A 17101-nucleotide genomic window follows, 5' to 3' on the forward strand; every position below is an offset into this window, starting at 1 on the left:
CTTTGTGCCGGTGTCAGCCGCTCGCCCGCTCCACCGTGCTGACGGCGCTGGTATCTCGAAGTCGCGCGATCACACCGTTCAGATGTTTCAGATCCCAAACTTCGAGGTCGAATATCATCTCGGTAAAATCAGGTGCAGTTCGTACCATCGAAAGCGTATGGATATTGGCGTCCATCTCTCCGATGATCTTGGCGATCTCGGCGAGAGAGCCGGGTGCGTTGATGGCGCTGACGACGACTTGCGCGGAAAATCGCCGACGGTCGGCGCCGCCGAGATCCCAGCGCACGTCGATCCAGCGTTCAGGCTGGTCGTCATAGGCGGCCAGCGCCGGAGACTGGATAGGATAAATCGTTATTCCTTTGCCCGGTGTCGAAATGCCGATAATGCGGTCTCCGGGCACGGCCCCTTCCGGTGAAAACCGGACTGCCATTTCACTTGCCGCGCCGCGAATCGGGACAGCCTGCTTAATGGCTTCGTGGGTGGCGGCATGGCCGTCCTCGCCGGGTATCCGGAACATCATTCCTGTTGCATTGGTGAGATTGAACCAACCGTCGCCCTCGACTCCGCCATCCGGAATTGTGGTCGTTCGTGTCTCCTGATAGTCAGGGAACACCGCACGTACGACGTCATCCGACGGGATTTCGCCCCGTCCAACCGCAGCAAGCACGTCCTCGATCTCCTTGAAACCCAGCCGTTTGACGCCCTGCTTGAGAACGGTGCGGGAGAACTCCTTGCCGGCCCGTTCGAATGCACGCTCGAGAATGCGATGGCCGAGTCCCGCATATTGCTTGCGCACCGCCATGCGTGAGGCGCGCCTGATTGCCGAGCGCGCCTTGCCCGTCACCACAACATGCTCCCAGGCTGCCGGCGGCGTCTGCGCGTTCGACCGGACGATATCGACTTCGTCGCCGTTCTGCAGACGGGTGACGAGGGGCATGATGCGGCCGTTGATCTTCGCGCCGACGCAGGAATTGCCGATGTCCGTGTGCACAGCATAGGCGAAATCGACCGGCGTCGCGCCACGCGGAAGTGCAATCAGCCGCCCCTTCGGGGTGAAGCAGAACACCTGATCCTGAAACAGTTCGAGCTTGGTGTTCTCGAGAAACTCTTCCGGATTGTCTCCTTCGCCGAGGGACTCGATGGTATGCCGCAGCCAGGCATACGCATTCGAATCCTTCGACATGGCGAAATCCACCTCGCGACCGTTACCCTTGGCACCTGCCGCCGCGAGATCCTTGTAGATCGCGTGAGCTGCGACGCCGTATTCGGCAACATTGTGCATTTCGTGCGTCCGGATTTGCAGTTCCACGCGCTGCTTGGACGGTCCGACGATTGTGGTGTGGATCGAGCGATAGTCGTTCTGTTTCGGGGTCGAGATGTAATCCTTGAACCGGCCCGGAACCATGTTCCATTTACGATGGACAACGCCGAGCGCCCTGTAGCAGGCGTCGACATTGTCCACGAGAATCCGAAATCCGAACACATCAGACAGTTGCTCGAAGGACAGGGCCTTGGATTCCATCTTGCGGAACACCGACCACGGCTTCTTCTGGCGGCTGTTTACCTTTGCTTCGACACCGTTTTCCGCAAGCAGAGCTTCGAGCGTCTCGGTGATCTCGCTCAACGTTTGCCGGTTGTACTCGCCGAGCTCGGTCAGACGGTCGGTAATTGTGCGGTAGGCTTCCGGATTGATATGGCGGAAGGCCAACTCCTCCAGTTCTTCGCGCATGTCCTGCATGCCCATGCGGCCGGCAAGCGGCGCATAGATTTCCATCGTCTCCTCGGCGATCCGTGCGCGCTTCTCTGGGGGAACGAAATCGAGTGTGCGCATATTGTGGAGCCGGTCGGCCAGCTTGACCAGCAACACACGCACATCGTCGGCGATCGCCAGGAGAAGCTTGCGCAGATTTTCTGCTTGGGCAGCGCGTTTCGAGACGAGATCGAGTTTTTTCAGCTTCGTCAGCCCGTCGACGAGACGGGCGATATCTTCGCCGAACAGATCCTCGATTTCGTGACGTGTGGCGCTGGTATCCTCGATCGTGTCGTGAAGGAGCGCGACGGCGACGGTGCTTTCGTCGAGGTGCATTTCAGTCAGGATCGCCGCGACCTCAAGCGGGTGGGAGAAATACGGGTCGCCCGACGCGCGCGTCTGGCCGCCATGCTTTTGCATGGCGTAGACATACGCCTTGTTCAGCAGTGTTTCGTTCACCTCGGGCTTGTAGCGCTGGATGCGCTCGACAAGCTCGTACTGACGCATCATGGACGGAACGGCCTTCTGATCTCAACAAAAAACGCGCGGACGGGACCGGCCGCGCGTTTTAACATAAGTGCATCACGAGTGGCTATGAAGGCCGTTCCTCGCGTCAGAGATCGTCGGATTTCTCCGGCGGGACGAGCCCCTCGATACCTGCAAGCAGTTCTTCTTCCGACATGCTGTCGAATGTGAGAGCTTCGGGGGCGTCTTCCCCTTCCGCAGCATCGGCGAAATTTTCTTCCGGCTCGTCCACTTCGACATGCTTCTGCAGCGAATGGATGAGGTCTTCCTTCAGGTCGCCTGGAGAAAGGGTTTGATCGGCGATTTCGCGCAGCGCCACGACCGGGTTCTTGTCGTTGTCGCGATCAATGGTGATCTGCGCGCCCTGCGACACCTGTCTTGCCCGATGAGCGGCCAGGAGAACCAGATCGAAACGGTTCTCTACCTTGTCGATACAATCTTCGACGGTAACGCGTGCCATGTGCGTTCCTTTACTTCAAACTGTGCGGAGTGGTCATCCATACGGATGTCTGAGCGCGCTATAGCCTTTTCGCAGGCGAAGCGCAACTCGATGAACCTCGTCCATACGCCCCATCATGGCTGAAAGAAGGCCTCGCGACATAAATATGCCGGTATTTCATGGCGTCACAAAGAAAGACGATTTGATTTTGAAGTGAACCTGCCCCTCAGCGTCGGGCGCAGCTTTTTTAGGATTTACTCGACGAGGCATAATGATGTTTGATTCCCGCGAGAAGATTGCACTCTTTATCGACGGTGCGAATCTTTATGCCGCGGCCAAGTCTCTCGGCTTTGACATTGATTACCGAAAGCTTCTGACGGCCTTCCACTCACGCGGATATCTGCTGCGCGCCTATTATTACACCGCGCTTGTCGAGGATCAGGAATATTCCTCGATCCGTCCCCTCATCGACTGGCTGGATTACAACGGATACAAGGTGGTGACCAAGCCTGCAAAAGAGTTCACCGACTCGATGGGCCGGCGAAAAATCAAGGGCAACATGGACATCGAGCTGACGATTGACGCCATGGAGCTTTCCGAAGAGGTCGACCATTCGGTGATCTTTTCCGGTGATGGCGATTTCCGGTCACTGGTCGAGGCGCTGCAACGACGGGGCAAGAAGGTTAGCGTTGTTTCCACCCTCGCGACCCAGCCGCCGATGATTGCCGACGACCTTCGCCGGCAGGCCGACCATTTTATCGATCTGAAGTCGCTCAAGGAAGAGATCGGCCGCGACCCATCGGAACGTCCCGCGCCGCGCGCGGCCGTCGAAGCGGACGAAGAAGATGACGACTACTGAGGCCGGCGGCCGGGACCCGGATGATCCTGCGGTCAGTCTTCGACGGTCCTGACCGTGCGCATTCCGGAAATACCGGGTGAACCGCCGCGCGATTGCGCCTTGTGCCCCCGCCTGCACGATTTTATCTCCGGCTGGCGCGCGCGCGAGCCGCGCTGGCACAACGCGCCGGTGCCGACATGGCTGCCGCCCGGCGGCGCCGGGGAGGTCGAGCTTCTGATCGCGGGCCTCGCTCCCGGATTGCGCGGTGCCAACCGCACCGGGCGTCCGTTCACCGGCGACTTTGCCGGTGACCTTTTATACGCGACGCTCGGAAAGTTCGGCTTCACGCGCGGCGCATTCCAATCGTGGCCCGATGACGGGCTCGAACTTTCGGGCGCCGCGATCACCAATGCGGTGCGGTGCGTTCCGCCCGGAAACAAGCCAACGGCGGCCGAGGTCAACACCTGCCGTACGTTTCTGAAGTCCACCATCGACAGGTTCGATAATTTGCGGGTGATCGTCACGCTCGGCAAGATTGCTCACGATTCGACCGTTCGCGCGTTTCAGGAACGGGTGGCGGCGCATCCGTTTAAACACGGCGCCGCTACCCAGATCGCCGGCGTTCACATCGTTTCGAGTTATCACTGCTCTCGCTACAACACCAACACCGGCGTGCTGACCCCGGAGATGTTCGAGGACGTCTTTCGGAATGTCCGCAAGCTGGTTCGCGCCCGACCCCCCTGCAGGCCATTCCCGTCGTAGCCGTGCCGCTTGCGTCCCTGGCAGGAACCGGTCGGGGTCTCACGTGCCCCGATGGCTGCCGACCCTTAGCCCCGGTCGCGTAGAATCCTCGCTTTTTCGCGGTTCCAGTCGCGCTTCTTGGCGGTTTCGCGCTTGTCATGAAGCTTCTTGCCCTTGGCAATCGCCACTTCCAGTTTGGCGCGGCCGCGGTCGTTGAAATAGAGGCGCAATGGCACAAGCGTCATGCCTTCACGGTCCGACGCCTGCGCCATTCTGGCCATCTCGCGCTTGTGCAGCAAAAGCTTGCGGCGGCGGCGCGGCTCGTGGTTGAAGCGGTTGGCCTCAAGATATTCAGGGATGTGCGAGTTGATCAGCCAAATCTCGCCCCCCTCCTCCGACACATAGCTTTCCGCGATATTTGCCTCGCCGTTGCGCAAGGCCTTCACTTCGGTGCCCTGGAGCACAATGCCGGCCTCGGTCGTATCGACGATCTCGTAGTTGAATCGCGCCTTGCGATTGTCTGCGATCACCTTGCGGGCCGCGTCCTTCTTGGTGCTTTTTGCCATAGCCGAAAGGTGGGCGCGGGCCCTCTCAGTTCAAGAGACCGGCGTGGCGCATCGCGCCATCGATGGCCGCGGCCGTCGAATCCTCGACCGGAACCATCGGCGAGCGCAGCCTGTTCTTGATCCGCCCGAGCTTGGCCAGAGCGTATTTCGCCCCGGAGACGCCGGCCTCCATGAACAGCGCCTTGTGAAGCGGCATCAGGCGATCCTGGTATTCGAGCGCCTTGGCGAAGTTCCCGGCGAGGCATGCTTCCTGGAATTCAGCGCAAAGCCTCGGCGCCACATTGGAGGTGACCGAAATCGCGCCCACGCCGCCATGTGCATTGAAGCCCAGCGCACTTGCATCCTCGCCCGAGAGCTGGACGTATCCCGTTCCGCAACTCATGCGCTGTTCTGAGACCCGCTCGACCTTCCCCGTCGCGTCCTTGACGCCCCAGACATTCGGGAAGTCGGCGGTCAGGCGGCCCATCGTGGATGGCACCATGTCTATGATGGAGCGGCCGGGAATATTGTAGATGATCAGCGGGATCTCGATTGCCTGGGCAACCGCCGCGAAGTGTTCGTAAAGTCCGCGCTGGTTGGGCTTGTTGTAATAGGGCGTCACGACCAGAACGGCGTCGGCCCCTGCCTTCTCGGCATGCGCGGCGAGATCCACCGCCTCGGCCGTGTTGTTCGAGCCCGCACCCGCAATGACCGGTACACGGCCTTCCGCCGCCTCGATACAGATTTCAATCACGCGCTTGTGCTCGTCGTGAGTCAGCGTGGGTGATTCCCCGGTCGTGCCAACAGGCACCAGCCCCTTCGTTCCCTCCGCGATCTGCCAGTCGACAAAGGCTCGAAACGCCTTTTCATCGAGCGCTCCCGTCATGTCGAACGGGGTAACGAGCGCGGTCATAGAGCCGCGAAGCGCCGAACGTTCAACCATGGAAAAGCACTCCCGAGTAAGATGTGCGCGCCGTGAGGCGCGCCGATACGTCTGAAATTCGGCGCACCATAGTCGGGGGTCCCCCACGCCGCAAGCGCGGAGACGCCGCCGGGCATAATGCGATTTACGCCTTCTTCATCGCGTGTGCCCACACTCTGCCCGAATGACGCCACGAGTGGCAGGTATCGCGACGGGCATGAGCATTCGCAGCAAGATACTGGTCCTGACGATCGCCGGAGGTCTGACCGTCTCGGGTGCGGGCTGGCTTGCCGACGCGCCCATTCCCGGCGATCGCGGGTCGGTCGCATCGGTCGATCACCCTGCGCCCGGTTCAGTCGATCGCATTGCAACCGGGTCGGTCGGGCGGATCACCACCGGCTCGACCGATACCGGTGAGCGCGGCGCGCCCGAAGATGAGGGCCGCACGCTGAGGAGCGCCTTGCAGGCTCTCGAGGACGGAGACATCACGGGCGCTCACTTCGCCCGCGCGTCTCTGCCGAAAGACAGCATCGACGGCAAGATAATCGACTGGGCGTTAGCCCGATCAGGGCGATCCGGCGTTTCCGCCGCGCATATTGAAGAAGCGCTGAAGGAGCTGTCGGACTGGCCGGATCGCAACCGGTTGCAGGACAATTACGAGCGGGCGTTGTCGCGCGAACGGTCCGATCCCGAGGCGCTTGCGCGGGCTTTCGAAAATTCGCCCCCAAAGACCCTGACCGGGGCGATCTCGCTCGCCCGGGCTCACAAGCTGCTCGGCGATTTCGGCAAGGCGCGGGCGGCGCTATCGCCCTGGTGGCGCAGCGAACCCATGGACGCGCGCAGCGAACTTCTTCTGCTTTCCGAATTCGACGACGTTCTAACCCGGGAAGATCACCGCGAGCGGTTCCTCGCGATGATGTATCGCGACCGGATCCGCTCGGCGGAGCGCGTTGCCGAACCCGCCGGCACGACTGACTTTCTGAAGCCTTGGGCCGCCGCAATCCGTGGGCAGAAGGATGTGCTAAAGTTGCTCGACGGAGCCTCCAAATCGTTCAAGGAGACGCCCCACCACCTCTTCGCGCGCATTGCTTACCTTCGGCGGACCGAAAGGGATTCCGATGCCGCCGAACTGTTGCTGCAATCGCCGACCGACGAGGCCGAGTTGGTCGATCCGGACAAATGGTGGACCGAGCGGCGCATCGTGTCGCGCGATGCATTCGAGCGCGGCGATATCGAAACAGCATACCGGATCGCCGCCATGCATCGGGGCGGCTCCGCCGAAACCCAGATCGATGCAGCCTTTCACGCCGGCTGGTATGCCTTGCGCGGGTTGAAGGACGGTGCGAAGGCCATTCCCCATTTCGAGAAAATCGGCCAACTTGCCGGCGGCGCGATTTCCAGGTCGCGCGGCGCGTATTGGCTCGGCCGCGCCCACGCTGCTGCCGGATCGGCGGAGGCCGAGAGCCATTTCACCCGCGCGGCGGCATTCCAGACCACCTATTACGGCCAACTCGCGCGGCACCGGCTCGGTCTCGACCTTTCCGATCTGCGCCGCCCCTCCGTGACCGCGGACGACATGGTTCAATTCAGGGAGCGAGAACCCGTTGCCGCGATGCAGCGCCTCGAGGCGGTCGGAGAGCAGACGCTTGCAAGACAGCTCGCCGTCGGTCTGGGAAGGTCACTGCGGCGAACATCGGAGATTACCCAACTCGTTGCGCATCTGGAACGGCAAGACCAACGCCAGGTTGCTCTCCGCATAGCCAAATCAGCAGAATGGCGAGGAATTCGGACCGGCGCCCTCACCCACCCGATCGGCGCGATTCCCGCTTCAACGCCGATCGACCCCGCGGAGCGCCCCCTCGCCTACGCGATCGCGCGGCAGGAAAGCGAGTTCAACATTGCTGCGCGCTCACCTGCCAATGCGCTGGGGCTGATGCAGCTTCTCCCAGGAACCGCGCGCGAGGTCGCGCAGCAGACGGGCCTGGAGTATTCACGCACCCGGCTGGATTCCGATGGTGCCTATAACGCCACGTTGGGAACCGCCTATCTGAACGCCCAACTCGACCGGTTCGACGGCTCCTATATCCTGACTTTCGCAGGGTATAACGCCGGCCCGGCGCGGGCGCTCGAATGGATAAAGCGGTTCGGTGACCCGCGGGGCAAACCCCTCGACGAGGTGATCGACTGGGTGGAATCGATCCCGTACCCCGAGACGCGCAGTTACGTACAGCGCGTGATGGAGAACCTGCAGGTCTACAAGGCGCGGCTCGGCGAACCCGCGGATATCGCAGGCGACCTTCGCTTCGGGCGAAGGTCCTAGTTTGAGTTTCCACTCTACGCATCTGTAATATCAGGATATCTTGTCCGCCAGAGCTACCGGGAATTCAGGAGGGAGGGGAAGAGCTCCTCGTTTCGTCCATTGCCCCGGAACCGGAGCCAAGCCGAGGCGCGCGGTTTCCGCCCTCTTTCAATTGCTTCGCGAGACCGTTACCACTTCGCCCCCGATCAACATTCCCACCATCGCAGCGGAGTTTCCATGGCAGTCGAAGGCAAGAGCGTGTTCTTTTCATCGCCGGACGGGCTTCGCCTCCATGCGGTCGACTACGGACGCGGCGCCTTCGACGCGCTGCCGGTGGTCTGCCTTCCGGGCCTCAGCAGAAACGTTCGCGACTTTTCGCGCCTCGCCGAGTATCTGTCGGGACAGGCAAAAACCCGTCGGCGGGTCGTGGCGTTCGACTATCGCGGCCGCGGTCATTCGCAATGGGACAAGAACTGGAAGAACTACAATATCCTGACGGAGTCCGAGGACGTCATCGCCGGCATGGCCGCGCTCGGCCTCGAACACGCCGCGATCATCGGCACCTCCCGTGGCGGCCTGATCGCCATGACACTGTCAGCGCTGCGTCCGGGTCTGATGAAGGCGGTTGTTCTCAACGATGTCGGACCGGTCCTTGAGGGGGACGGATTGACGCAGATTCGGGCTTATCTGACGAAGGTGCCGAAGCCGCGTGACTGGGACGACGCCGTTGCCATTCAGAAGGCCACCATGGGGAAGGCCTTTCCGGCGCTGACCGAGGAGGACTGGCAATTCGAGGCGCGCGCAAAGTACCGGGAATTGGATGGTGTCATCCAGCCGGATCATGATCCCGCACTTGTCAAGACGCTGACGACGCTGGATCTGCGTGACCGCCTGCCCACGATGTGGCCGCAGTTCCAGGGGCTGCGCAATCTGCCGGTGTTATTGCTCCGCGGCGAAAACTCGACGCTGCTCGCCGAGAAGACAGCCGAGATGATGGAAGAGCAGCATCCGCGGATGCGTCGGGAGACTGTCTCGGGTCAGGGCCACGTGCCGATGCTGCACACGGCAGGCATTCCGGAGCGGATCGCGGAGTTTCTCGAGAAAGCCGGCCACTGACCGGCACGGAAGCGCCGCCTACGCGTTCTCCCGGTATCCGAAACGAAAAAACCCGGCAGTTGCCTGCCGGGTTTTCATCAACTGACGATTGTCAGGCGATTAGTACGAACGCTGGAAGCGAACCACGCCGCCCCAACCGTCGGTGCCGTCGTTGAACTGAGCCCACTGAACTTCCGGACGGAAGTCGAAGCCCGGAGCGATCTGGTAGTTGACGTTGGCAGCAACTGCCCAAACGTCCTGAACGCCGCCGTTGGCTTCAGCCCACTGAACCTGCGTGTTGAAGGTTGCAGCGTCGGTAAGCGCGAGCGATGCGCCACCGATGACCGACCAGGTCTTGTCGGTTGCAGCACCGGTTGCCCAGCTCGTGTAGCCGCTGGAGTTCTCACCGTACATGACCATGACGAATGCCGAGATAGCGTCGGTGATGTCGACGTCACCGCGAACCTTGGCAGCCCAGCCACCCTGCACAGTAGCCGGAGCGACGAAATCGTCGCGGGTGTCGTATCCGAACACACCACGGAGGTTCACGATACCGGCGTCGTAGCCGAGACCGACAACCACATGCGGTACGTAATCGTCGATACCCCAGCCGCTCGGAGCAAGACCAACCATCGTGCTGTTAACGCCTTCTTCGAGCGAGATACCGGCAGTGAAGGCACCAGAGGACCAGGTGTAGCTGATCAGGTTGGTGTCGAACGGACCGTAACCACCACCCGTGGTGTCGTTGATGACGGAGCCGGCATAGCCGGTGAAGGTGGTGAAGTAGGACTCGTCCTTACCGACGCGGAAGCCGTTCAGGTCGATGTAGGCGAAGTTGATCGAGAATTCGCCGGCGTTCGTGTAACCCGGGGCGGCGCCGTTGGCGACTGCGTAAGGAGTAGCGCCATTGGTGTCGAACTGCCAACGGGTCTCCACATAGGTGCGGAGCGTGCCGTAGTCGGTTTCAGCAGCGGTCGAAACGCGGAAGGAAGCGCGAGCGCGCTTGCGCCAAGTTTCGTCACCCGAGTTGGAAACAGCGCCGTTCAGCTCGCCAAAGCCCATGTCGTAACGGACATAGCCATGGACGCGCAGGCAGGTTTCGGTGCCGGGGATGTAGAAGTAGCCGGTGCCGTAAGCGTCGCAGACGCGAACGTATTCGACAACTTCCGGTTCCGGAATGATCACGGCGTCCGCTGCGCGAGCGCCGGAGACAGCGACGAGGGCCGCTGCGGAGCCGAGAAGAAGGCTCTTGAGTTTCATGGTCTGACCTCCAGTCAAAAGTTAAAAATGGGTCTGGGCTTTTGTGCTGAAGGACAGCGAGCTGTCCCATCCCCTTGAGAAAGATTCACACAGCAGCGCTCATCTCTCGCCCCGATAAATACCGAACGGGTATGGGGGCGCAACCACGATCAGCATGCATACACCCGCCTCTCGTCGCCTTCCGGGGTGCCTGTTGCGAAAATGACACGATTTGCGTGGCGCGGACCTCACTTTCTTAACAAGGGGTTAAGCCGAAACGGCGAGAACGCTTGGGACTCAAGGTGAATCGCCCGACTCCCTGCACGGTTGCACGCCGCATCAGACGGCGACTCAGAGTGCCCGTTTTGGCGTTTCGCTGGTTCAAAATCAGCCTCAATCGGTCTCCCGAAGCTGTTCCTGCGCACAGGTCGGCGAGACGAATCGGATCCGATTCCCCAGGCGGCTGCCCTCCGATTTGCACATGATTCGGATGCACCCAGGGTATCGTTCGCGATATCCGGCGTGACATCAGAACGATCTCGCCATACATAGAGCGTGCTTCCGGGACTCGTCCCGGCCTTGCAGCGGGAGAGAGCCGAAAGGCCGCCGAAGGGGAAATCGCCCGAAATCTCTCAGGCAAAAGGAACCGCTGCCGGGTGAAGGCACTCTGGAAAGTCGGAGCGAAAGCTCCGCGCCGAAGGTGTAAGCGTTTCCGCCAGGATTCCGGAATCGCGAGTCTCTCAGGCTTCAGACAGAGGGGCACCTCCTGCCATCGCGGATGGCGGAACGTGCTTGTCTGTTGAAAGGAAGTCTATGAGCGATACAGGGCCACTCCGGGAATTGCCCCTCCGCCACATGCATGAAGAAGCCGGGGCGCGATTCGCGCCATTCGCCGGCTGGTCCATGCCCGTCTCCTATTCGCTCGGCGTGATGAAGGAACATCTGCACACGCGCGAACAGGCCGGGCTCTTCGACATCTCGCATATGCGGCTGATCCGCATCTCGGGTCCGGACGCGGCCACGCTCGTGGCGCGCGCCAGCCCCCTCGAAGCTGAGAGCCAGGCTATCGGCGCGAGCAAATACACCTTCCTTCTCAATGAAGATGCCGGAATCATCGACGACCTGATCGTCACCCGCCTTGCCGCGGACCGTTTCATGGTGGTCGCCAATGCGTCGCGCGCGGCGATCGACGAAGCGCAGCTTCGCTGTCTCGCATCCGGTCTGAATGTGCAAATCGAACCGCTCGACCGGGTTTTTCTCGCCCTGCAGGGGCCACAGGCCGCCGAGGTGATGAAGGACTCGGGAATTGAAACCCATGGACTGACATTCATGCATGGTCTCGAGACCGGCGACGGATGGTTCCTGACTCGCTCCGGGTACACGGGCGAGGACGGTTTCGAGATCGCCCTGCCCGCCTCCGATGCGGAAACGCTTGCCGGGAAGCTGCTCGCAGACGAACGCGTCGAATGGATTGGTCTCGCGGCGCGCGACAGCCTGCGCCTCGAAGCCGGGCTTTGTCTCTATGGCAATGATCTCGACGAGCAGACCGATCCGGCAAGCGCGGGTCTTGTGTGGGCGATTCCCAAGCCACTTCGCGGCGGGGGGGGGTATGCCGGCGCGGAAAAACTGGCCGAAATCATCTCGGCGGGCCCGCGGAAGAAGCGCGTGGGCCTGCAGCCGGAAGGCCGCCAGCCGGTGCGTGACGGCGCGACACTGACCGACCCGAACGGGAAAGCGATCGGACGCGTCACCTCCGGCGGGTTCGGGCCTTCCGTCGGACATCCCGTCGCCATGGGCTACGTGCCACCCGATCTCGCCGAGCCGGGAACTGCCGTCCAGGCCGATGTCCGCGGCAAGCCGGTAGCGATGAAAATCGTCAAACTTCCCTTCATTACAAAGCGCAGCAAAGGATGAGCGCCGTGAGCAAGACCTACTATACCGAAGATCACGAATGGATTCGCGTCGAGAACGGCGTCGCAACCGTCGGCATCACCGAATATGCGCAGGAGCAGCTTGGCGACCTCGTCTTTGTTGAACTCCCCGAGCCCGGCGCCACAGTCTCGAAGGGCGATGCGATCGTCGTGGTCGAATCGGTCAAGGTTGCATCCGACGTCTACGCCCCCGCGGACGGAGACATAAAGTCCGTCAACGACGCTCTCTCGTCGGAACCAGGACTCGTCAATTCCTCCGCCGAGAAGGACGGCTGGCTCTGGACGATGGCGCTGTCGGACGAAAGCCAGCTCGAAGGGCTGATGGACAAATCGGCCTACCAGACAACGGTCGACCAAGGGTAACGATGATGACGGTTACACAGTCATACCCCTTCGATCGACGCCATATCGGGCTGTCGCGGGACAATGTCCGGGCGATGCTGACGACGATCGGCATCCCCTCGGTCGAGACGCTGATTTCCGAGACCGTGCCGGGCAATATCCGGATCAAGAATCCCCTCGCCCTGCCCAAGCCGGCTAGCGAACAGGCGGCGCTCGACGAACTTCAGACGATGATGTCGCGTAACACGGTCATGAAGAGCTTCATCGGACAAGGCTATCACGGCTGTTACGTCCCGCCGGTTATCCAGCGCAACATGTTCGAGAATCCGGCCTGGTACACGGCCTATACGCCCTATCAGGCCGAGATCAGCCAGGGCCGTCTGGAGATGCTGTTCCACTTCCAGACGCTGGTGGCGGAGCTGACCGGCCTGCCGGTCGCCTCCGCGTCCCTCCTCGACGAGGCAACCGCCGTCGCCGAGGCGGTTGGCATCGCGCTCCGCCATCATCGCAACAAACGCACGGAGATCGTGTTCGCAGGCGATCCCCATCCGCAAACGCTCGATGTGGTCAACACCCGATGCGAGGCGCTCGGCCTTGCGATCGCCGATACGGTAGGCGACGCCACGGCCGCGCTGATTGTCTCGTGGCCCGATACGCGGGGCATATACGGCGAGCACAGCGAAGTGATCTCCAGGGCCAGGGAGGCCGGCGCGCTGATCGTCGCCGTGGCGGACCCGCTGGCTCTCACGCTGGCGGAGGCGCCCGCGACATGGGGTGCCGATATCGCGGTCGGTTCGATGCAGCGCTTCGGCGTGCCGCTCGGTTATGGCGGGCCGCATGCCGGCTACATGGCCTTGTCGGACGAACTGACACGTCTCCTGCCGGGCCGCCTCGTCGGAGAATCCGTCGATTCGAAAGGCCGGCCGGGCTACCGGCTCGCCCTGCAGACGCGCGAGCAGCACATCCGCCGCGACAAGGCGACCTCGAACATCTGCACCGCGCAGGCGCTGCTCGCCAACATGGCGGCAGCTTATGCGATCTGGCATGGGGCGCCCGGCCTGCAGGCGATCGCCGAACGCGTGCAGGGATTGGCAGCCCGATTCGCCGACGCACTGGGCGACGCGAACCTGAATTCGCGCTTCTTCGACACGGTCACCGTGAAGGTGCCGGGCGACGCGGCAGCCATTGCCGATAAGGCCGAAAAAGGCGGACGGCTGATCAGAATCCTCGATGCGGACCATGTGTCGATTGCCTTTGACGAGACATCAAGCGAGGCGGACCTGAACGCGCTGTGCGCGCTCTTCGGCAGGACCGCACCCACCACCGCCGAGGGCCGCCTGCCCGCGCGTCGGGATCCCGAGCGTTTCATGACGCAGGAAATCTTCCGCCGGAACCGTTCGGAAACCGAGATGATGCGCTTCCTGAGGCGGCTCGCCGACAAGGATCTGGCGCTCGACCGGGCGATGATCCCGCTCGGCTCGTGCACGATGAAGCTGAACGCGGCCGCCGAGATGATGCCCGTCAGTTGGAATACGGTCGCAAACCTGCACCCGTTCGCGCCGAAAGCCCATGCCGCGGGCTATCACACCATGTTCGAACAGCTTGAAACCTGGCTTGCCGAGATCACCGGTTTCGACGCCGTCTCGCTGCAGCCGAATGCCGGCAGCCAAGGCGAATATGCCGGCCTGCTGGCGATACGCCGCTATCACGAAGACCGCGGCGATTCAGGCCGGACGATCTGTTTGATTCCGTCATCTGCGCACGGCACCAACCCGGCGAGCGCCCATGTGGCCGGCCTCGACGTCGTCGTCGTCAAATGCACTGAGACTGGCGACATCGACCTCGACGATCTCAAGGAAAAAGCGGCGCAGCATGCCGACAAGCTGGCGGCGCTGATGATTACCTACCCCTCGACCCACGGCGTGTTCGAGGAAGGCGTTGCGGACATCTGCGACATCGTCCACGACTATGGCGGCCAGGTCTATCTCGACGGAGCGAACCTCAACGCGATGGTCGGCTTGGCCCGGCCGGGCGATATCGGCGCCGATGTCTGCCACATGAATTTGCACAAGACGTTCTGCATTCCGCATGGCGGCGGCGGGCCGGGCATTGGCCCGATCGGCGTCAAGTCGCATCTTGCGCCCTTCCTGCCGGGCCATGTCAGCGAGGGGACCGACCACGCGGTCTCGGCGGCGGCCTACGGCAGCGCGTCGATCCTGCCGATCACCTGGATGTATATCCGGATGATGGGCGCGTCGGGCCTTAAGCGCGCATCGGAAATGGCGATCCTTTCAGCCAACTACATGGCGGTGCGGCTCGATCCGTATTTCCCGGTGCTTTACAAGGGCCGCAAGAACCGCGTCGCGCATGAGTGCATCATCGACACGCGCATCTTCAAGCACAGCGCCAGCATCACGGTGGAGGATGTCGCCAAGCGGCTGATCGACTACGGCTTTCATGCGCCGACCATGTCGTGGCCGGTGGCAGGCACGCTGATGGTGGAGCCCACGGAATCGGAGCCTAAGGACGAAATCGACCGGTTCTGCGACGCGATGATCGCGATCGCCGCGGAAGCCGACCGGATCGCCAAGGGTGAATGGGAGCGCAGCGACAACCCGATCGTCAATGCGCCGCATACGGCGGAAGACGTGATGGCGAATGAATGGACGCACCCCTATTCGCGCGCCGAGGCGGGTATGCCAACGGGCGACTCGCCGGCCTCGAAATACTGGCCGCCGGTGTCGCGCATCGACAATGTGCATGGCGACCGCAATCTGGTGTGCACCTGCCCGCCGATGGAGCATTACGCCACGGGGTAAACAAGCGGCGGACGCGGCGTTCGTCGAGAACGCCGCGTCCAAGCCCTTGCGCGTCAGCCGTCATCCTGCTCGGGCGAGAGAAGGTCTATCAATTGGGCGATCCGCCCGCTCGGTAGTTCACGACCGTCATTGATCAGGGCTTCGTCGTTGTTGATCCATGCCCAAGCCGAGGCCAACTCGCCGGGAGTCGCCCCTGTCTGGACGATTGCGGTCGCGAGAGCCTCGTCAACAGGCCCAAGTATCGTGGTGATTTCAGCGCTCTTCATGATTGACCTCCATTTGCGAGGTTCAGGCACTCCCGTCTTCTTCCAATCTGGGAATGTCTTCGCCCCATGTGAAGGCGGGAAATTTCGATTTCTCCTCTTGAACCAGGAAGAGCCGTTACCAAATCATTTGTGCCGGTCGCCGACTCGGGGCCGGTCCAAAGCTACGAGGCCATCACCGCCTCGCATCACTTGTACCCATGTTGCTCAAAAGGAGGATGTGGCTATGAGAAAAACCGTTGATATTTCTCCCCTTTTCAGGTCGAGCGTCGGCTTCGACCGCTTTATCGACACGCTGGAAAATGCCAGCCGCGAGCCCGTCGACGAATGGCCGCCCTGCGACATCGTGAAGACCGCAGAAGACGAGTACGCCATCACCCTGGCCGTGCCCGGCTATTCATCGGACGCCCTGACGATCGTCCACGAGCCTAACAGGCTGACGGTGACAGGCGAGAAGCTGCACGAGGACAGGGAATACCTGCACCGCGGCATGGAGGACCGGCCGTTCAGGAAGCGGTTTGATCTCGCGGACCACGTGACAGCAGGCGAAGCGGAGTTGGCGAACGGCTTGCTCACTATTTCCCTGAAACGCGAGTTGCCCGAGGAAATGAAGCCCCGTCACATCGCAATCTCGTCCAGCCCTGCTTCGCTCAAGGCGAACGCCAACAAGGCCAAATCCAGAAAACAGGCTGCCTGACGCCATGGACTCTCGCAGCGCCTCGCCGCGGCAGTCCACTCGAAAACGAAAGGAGAAATACATGAGCGTACGTGATCTGATTCCCTGGGGCCGCAATGACAAGCAAACGCCGGCCCTCTATCGCGACAATGATCAAAATCCGTTTTTCTCGCTTCATCGGGAGATGAACCGCCTGTTCGACGACGCCTTCCGTTCGTTCGACGCCCGCTTGCCGGCGTTCGGAAGCTACTCCGTTCTCAACGGCAACTGGCCGAATGTCGAGATTTCCGACACTGAGAAAGAGATCAGGGTTACGGCCGAGATTCCCGGGCTGGAGGAGAAGGACATCGATGTCCTGCTCGATGATGATGTGCTGACCCTTAAGGGCGAGAAGCAGTCGGAAATCAAGGACGAGGAAAAACAGTTCTCCGAATGCTTCTATGGCCGTTTCGAGCGCCGAATCCCCCTCGGCTACGACGTGCAGCCCGATAAGGTCGACGCGCGGTTCAAGAACGGCGTCCTCACCGTGGTTCTGCCCAAGAGCGCCAGCGCGCAATCGAAGGTCAAACGGATAACGATCAACGGATAAGGAGACGTCGCATCCGGCGGCGGTCCTTCGGGGCGCCGCCGGGTAAGTCCCTCGGGCGGCGACGCGGCTTGTGCGCCTTGCCTAAGGC

Annotated in this window: 15 protein-coding genes and 1 riboswitch; of the genes, 9 read left to right on the plus strand and 6 right to left on the minus strand. The window is 61.7% G+C overall.

Annotation, left to right across the window (positions count from 1 at the left end):
* Positions 1 to 13: 13 nt before the first annotated feature.
* Positions 14 to 2260, minus strand: coding sequence for a RelA/SpoT family protein (locus LC298_RS06280; protein WP_131568048.1), 2247 nt, complete (start codon positions 2258 to 2260; stop codon positions 14 to 16).
* 103 nt (positions 2261 to 2363) lie between these two features.
* Positions 2364 to 2735 carry a DNA-directed RNA polymerase subunit omega gene (rpoZ, locus tag LC298_RS06285; protein WP_131568046.1) on the minus strand — a complete coding sequence of 124 codons (372 nt, stop codon included), beginning with the start codon at positions 2733 to 2735 and terminating at the stop codon, positions 2364 to 2366.
* Positions 2736 to 2988: 253 nt separating this feature from the next.
* On the opposite strand from rpoZ, the gene LC298_RS06290 reads away from it, so the two are divergent.
* Both LC298_RS06290 and LC298_RS06295 read left to right on the plus strand, forming a co-directional pair.
* Positions 2989 to 3573, plus strand: a complete 585-nt coding sequence (locus LC298_RS06290) for a LabA-like NYN domain-containing protein (RefSeq protein WP_131568803.1) — start codon at positions 2989 to 2991, stop codon at positions 3571 to 3573.
* A gap of 54 nt (positions 3574 to 3627) precedes the next feature.
* Positions 3628 to 4314 carry a uracil-DNA glycosylase gene (locus LC298_RS06295; RefSeq protein ID WP_428977542.1) on the plus strand — a complete coding sequence of 229 codons (687 nt, stop codon included), beginning with the start codon at positions 3628 to 3630 and terminating at the stop codon, positions 4312 to 4314.
* A 65-nt stretch (positions 4315 to 4379) separates the two neighbouring features.
* Here the strand turns inward: LC298_RS06295 and smpB are convergent, their stop codons facing one another.
* Together smpB and dapA are read right to left on the minus strand one after the other, a co-directional pair.
* Positions 4380 to 4859, minus strand: coding sequence for an SsrA-binding protein SmpB (gene smpB, locus LC298_RS06300; protein WP_131568044.1), 480 nt, complete (start codon positions 4857 to 4859; stop codon positions 4380 to 4382).
* A 25-nt stretch (positions 4860 to 4884) separates the two neighbouring features.
* Positions 4885 to 5781 (minus strand): 4-hydroxy-tetrahydrodipicolinate synthase, encoded by an 897-nt coding sequence (gene dapA / locus LC298_RS06305; protein ID WP_131568042.1) that lies wholly within the window; start codon positions 5779 to 5781, stop codon positions 4885 to 4887.
* A gap of 196 nt (positions 5782 to 5977) precedes the next feature.
* On the opposite strand from dapA, the gene LC298_RS06310 reads away from it, so the two are divergent.
* Complete coding sequence (locus tag LC298_RS06310) at positions 5978 to 8080, plus strand: lytic transglycosylase domain-containing protein (protein ID WP_158284752.1); 2103 nt, start codon at positions 5978 to 5980, stop codon at positions 8078 to 8080.
* A 216-nt stretch (positions 8081 to 8296) separates the two neighbouring features.
* Positions 8297 to 9175, plus strand: a complete 879-nt coding sequence (locus tag LC298_RS06315) for an alpha/beta fold hydrolase (protein WP_131568038.1) — start codon at positions 8297 to 8299, stop codon at positions 9173 to 9175.
* Between the two features lie 99 nt (positions 9176 to 9274).
* Here the strand turns inward: LC298_RS06315 and LC298_RS06320 are convergent, their stop codons facing one another.
* On the minus strand, positions 9275 to 10414 hold the full coding sequence (locus LC298_RS06320) for a porin (RefSeq protein WP_131568036.1): 1140 nt from the start codon (positions 10412 to 10414) through the stop codon (positions 9275 to 9277).
* Positions 10415 to 10968: 554 nt separating this feature from the next.
* Positions 10969 to 11052, plus strand: a riboswitch (glycine riboswitch).
* Between the two features lie 154 nt (positions 11053 to 11206).
* Between LC298_RS06320 and gcvT the strand changes: the two genes are divergently transcribed.
* The 3 genes from gcvT to gcvP are packed head-to-tail and all read left to right on the plus strand — an operon-like array spanning position 11207 to position 15485.
* Positions 11207 to 12307, plus strand: a complete 1101-nt coding sequence (gene gcvT / locus LC298_RS06325) for a glycine cleavage system aminomethyltransferase GcvT (protein ID WP_131568034.1) — start codon at positions 11207 to 11209, stop codon at positions 12305 to 12307.
* Positions 12308 to 12312: 5 nt separating this feature from the next.
* Positions 12313 to 12687, plus strand: coding sequence for a glycine cleavage system protein GcvH (gcvH, locus tag LC298_RS06330; protein WP_131568032.1), 375 nt, complete (start codon positions 12313 to 12315; stop codon positions 12685 to 12687).
* Between the two features lie 5 nt (positions 12688 to 12692).
* On the plus strand, positions 12693 to 15485 hold the full coding sequence (gcvP, locus tag LC298_RS06335; protein ID WP_131568030.1) for an aminomethyl-transferring glycine dehydrogenase: 2793 nt from the start codon (positions 12693 to 12695) through the stop codon (positions 15483 to 15485).
* A gap of 53 nt (positions 15486 to 15538) precedes the next feature.
* On the opposite strand, the gene LC298_RS06340 is transcribed toward gcvP, so the two are convergent.
* Positions 15539 to 15751, minus strand: coding sequence for a hypothetical protein (locus tag LC298_RS06340; RefSeq protein WP_131568028.1), 213 nt, complete (start codon positions 15749 to 15751; stop codon positions 15539 to 15541).
* Positions 15752 to 15974: 223 nt separating this feature from the next.
* On the opposite strand from LC298_RS06340, the gene LC298_RS06345 reads away from it, so the two are divergent.
* Positions 15975 to 16445 (plus strand): Hsp20 family protein, encoded by a 471-nt coding sequence (locus LC298_RS06345; RefSeq protein ID WP_131568026.1) that lies wholly within the window; start codon positions 15975 to 15977, stop codon positions 16443 to 16445.
* Between the two features lie 61 nt (positions 16446 to 16506).
* Complete coding sequence (locus LC298_RS06350) at positions 16507 to 17013, plus strand: Hsp20/alpha crystallin family protein (protein WP_131568024.1); 507 nt, start codon at positions 16507 to 16509, stop codon at positions 17011 to 17013.
* Positions 17014 to 17101 lie beyond the last annotated feature (88 nt).

It is taken from the genome of Oricola cellulosilytica (genome assembly GCF_019966575.1).
Lineage (GTDB): Bacteria > Pseudomonadota > Alphaproteobacteria > Rhizobiales > Rhizobiaceae > Oricola > Oricola cellulosilytica.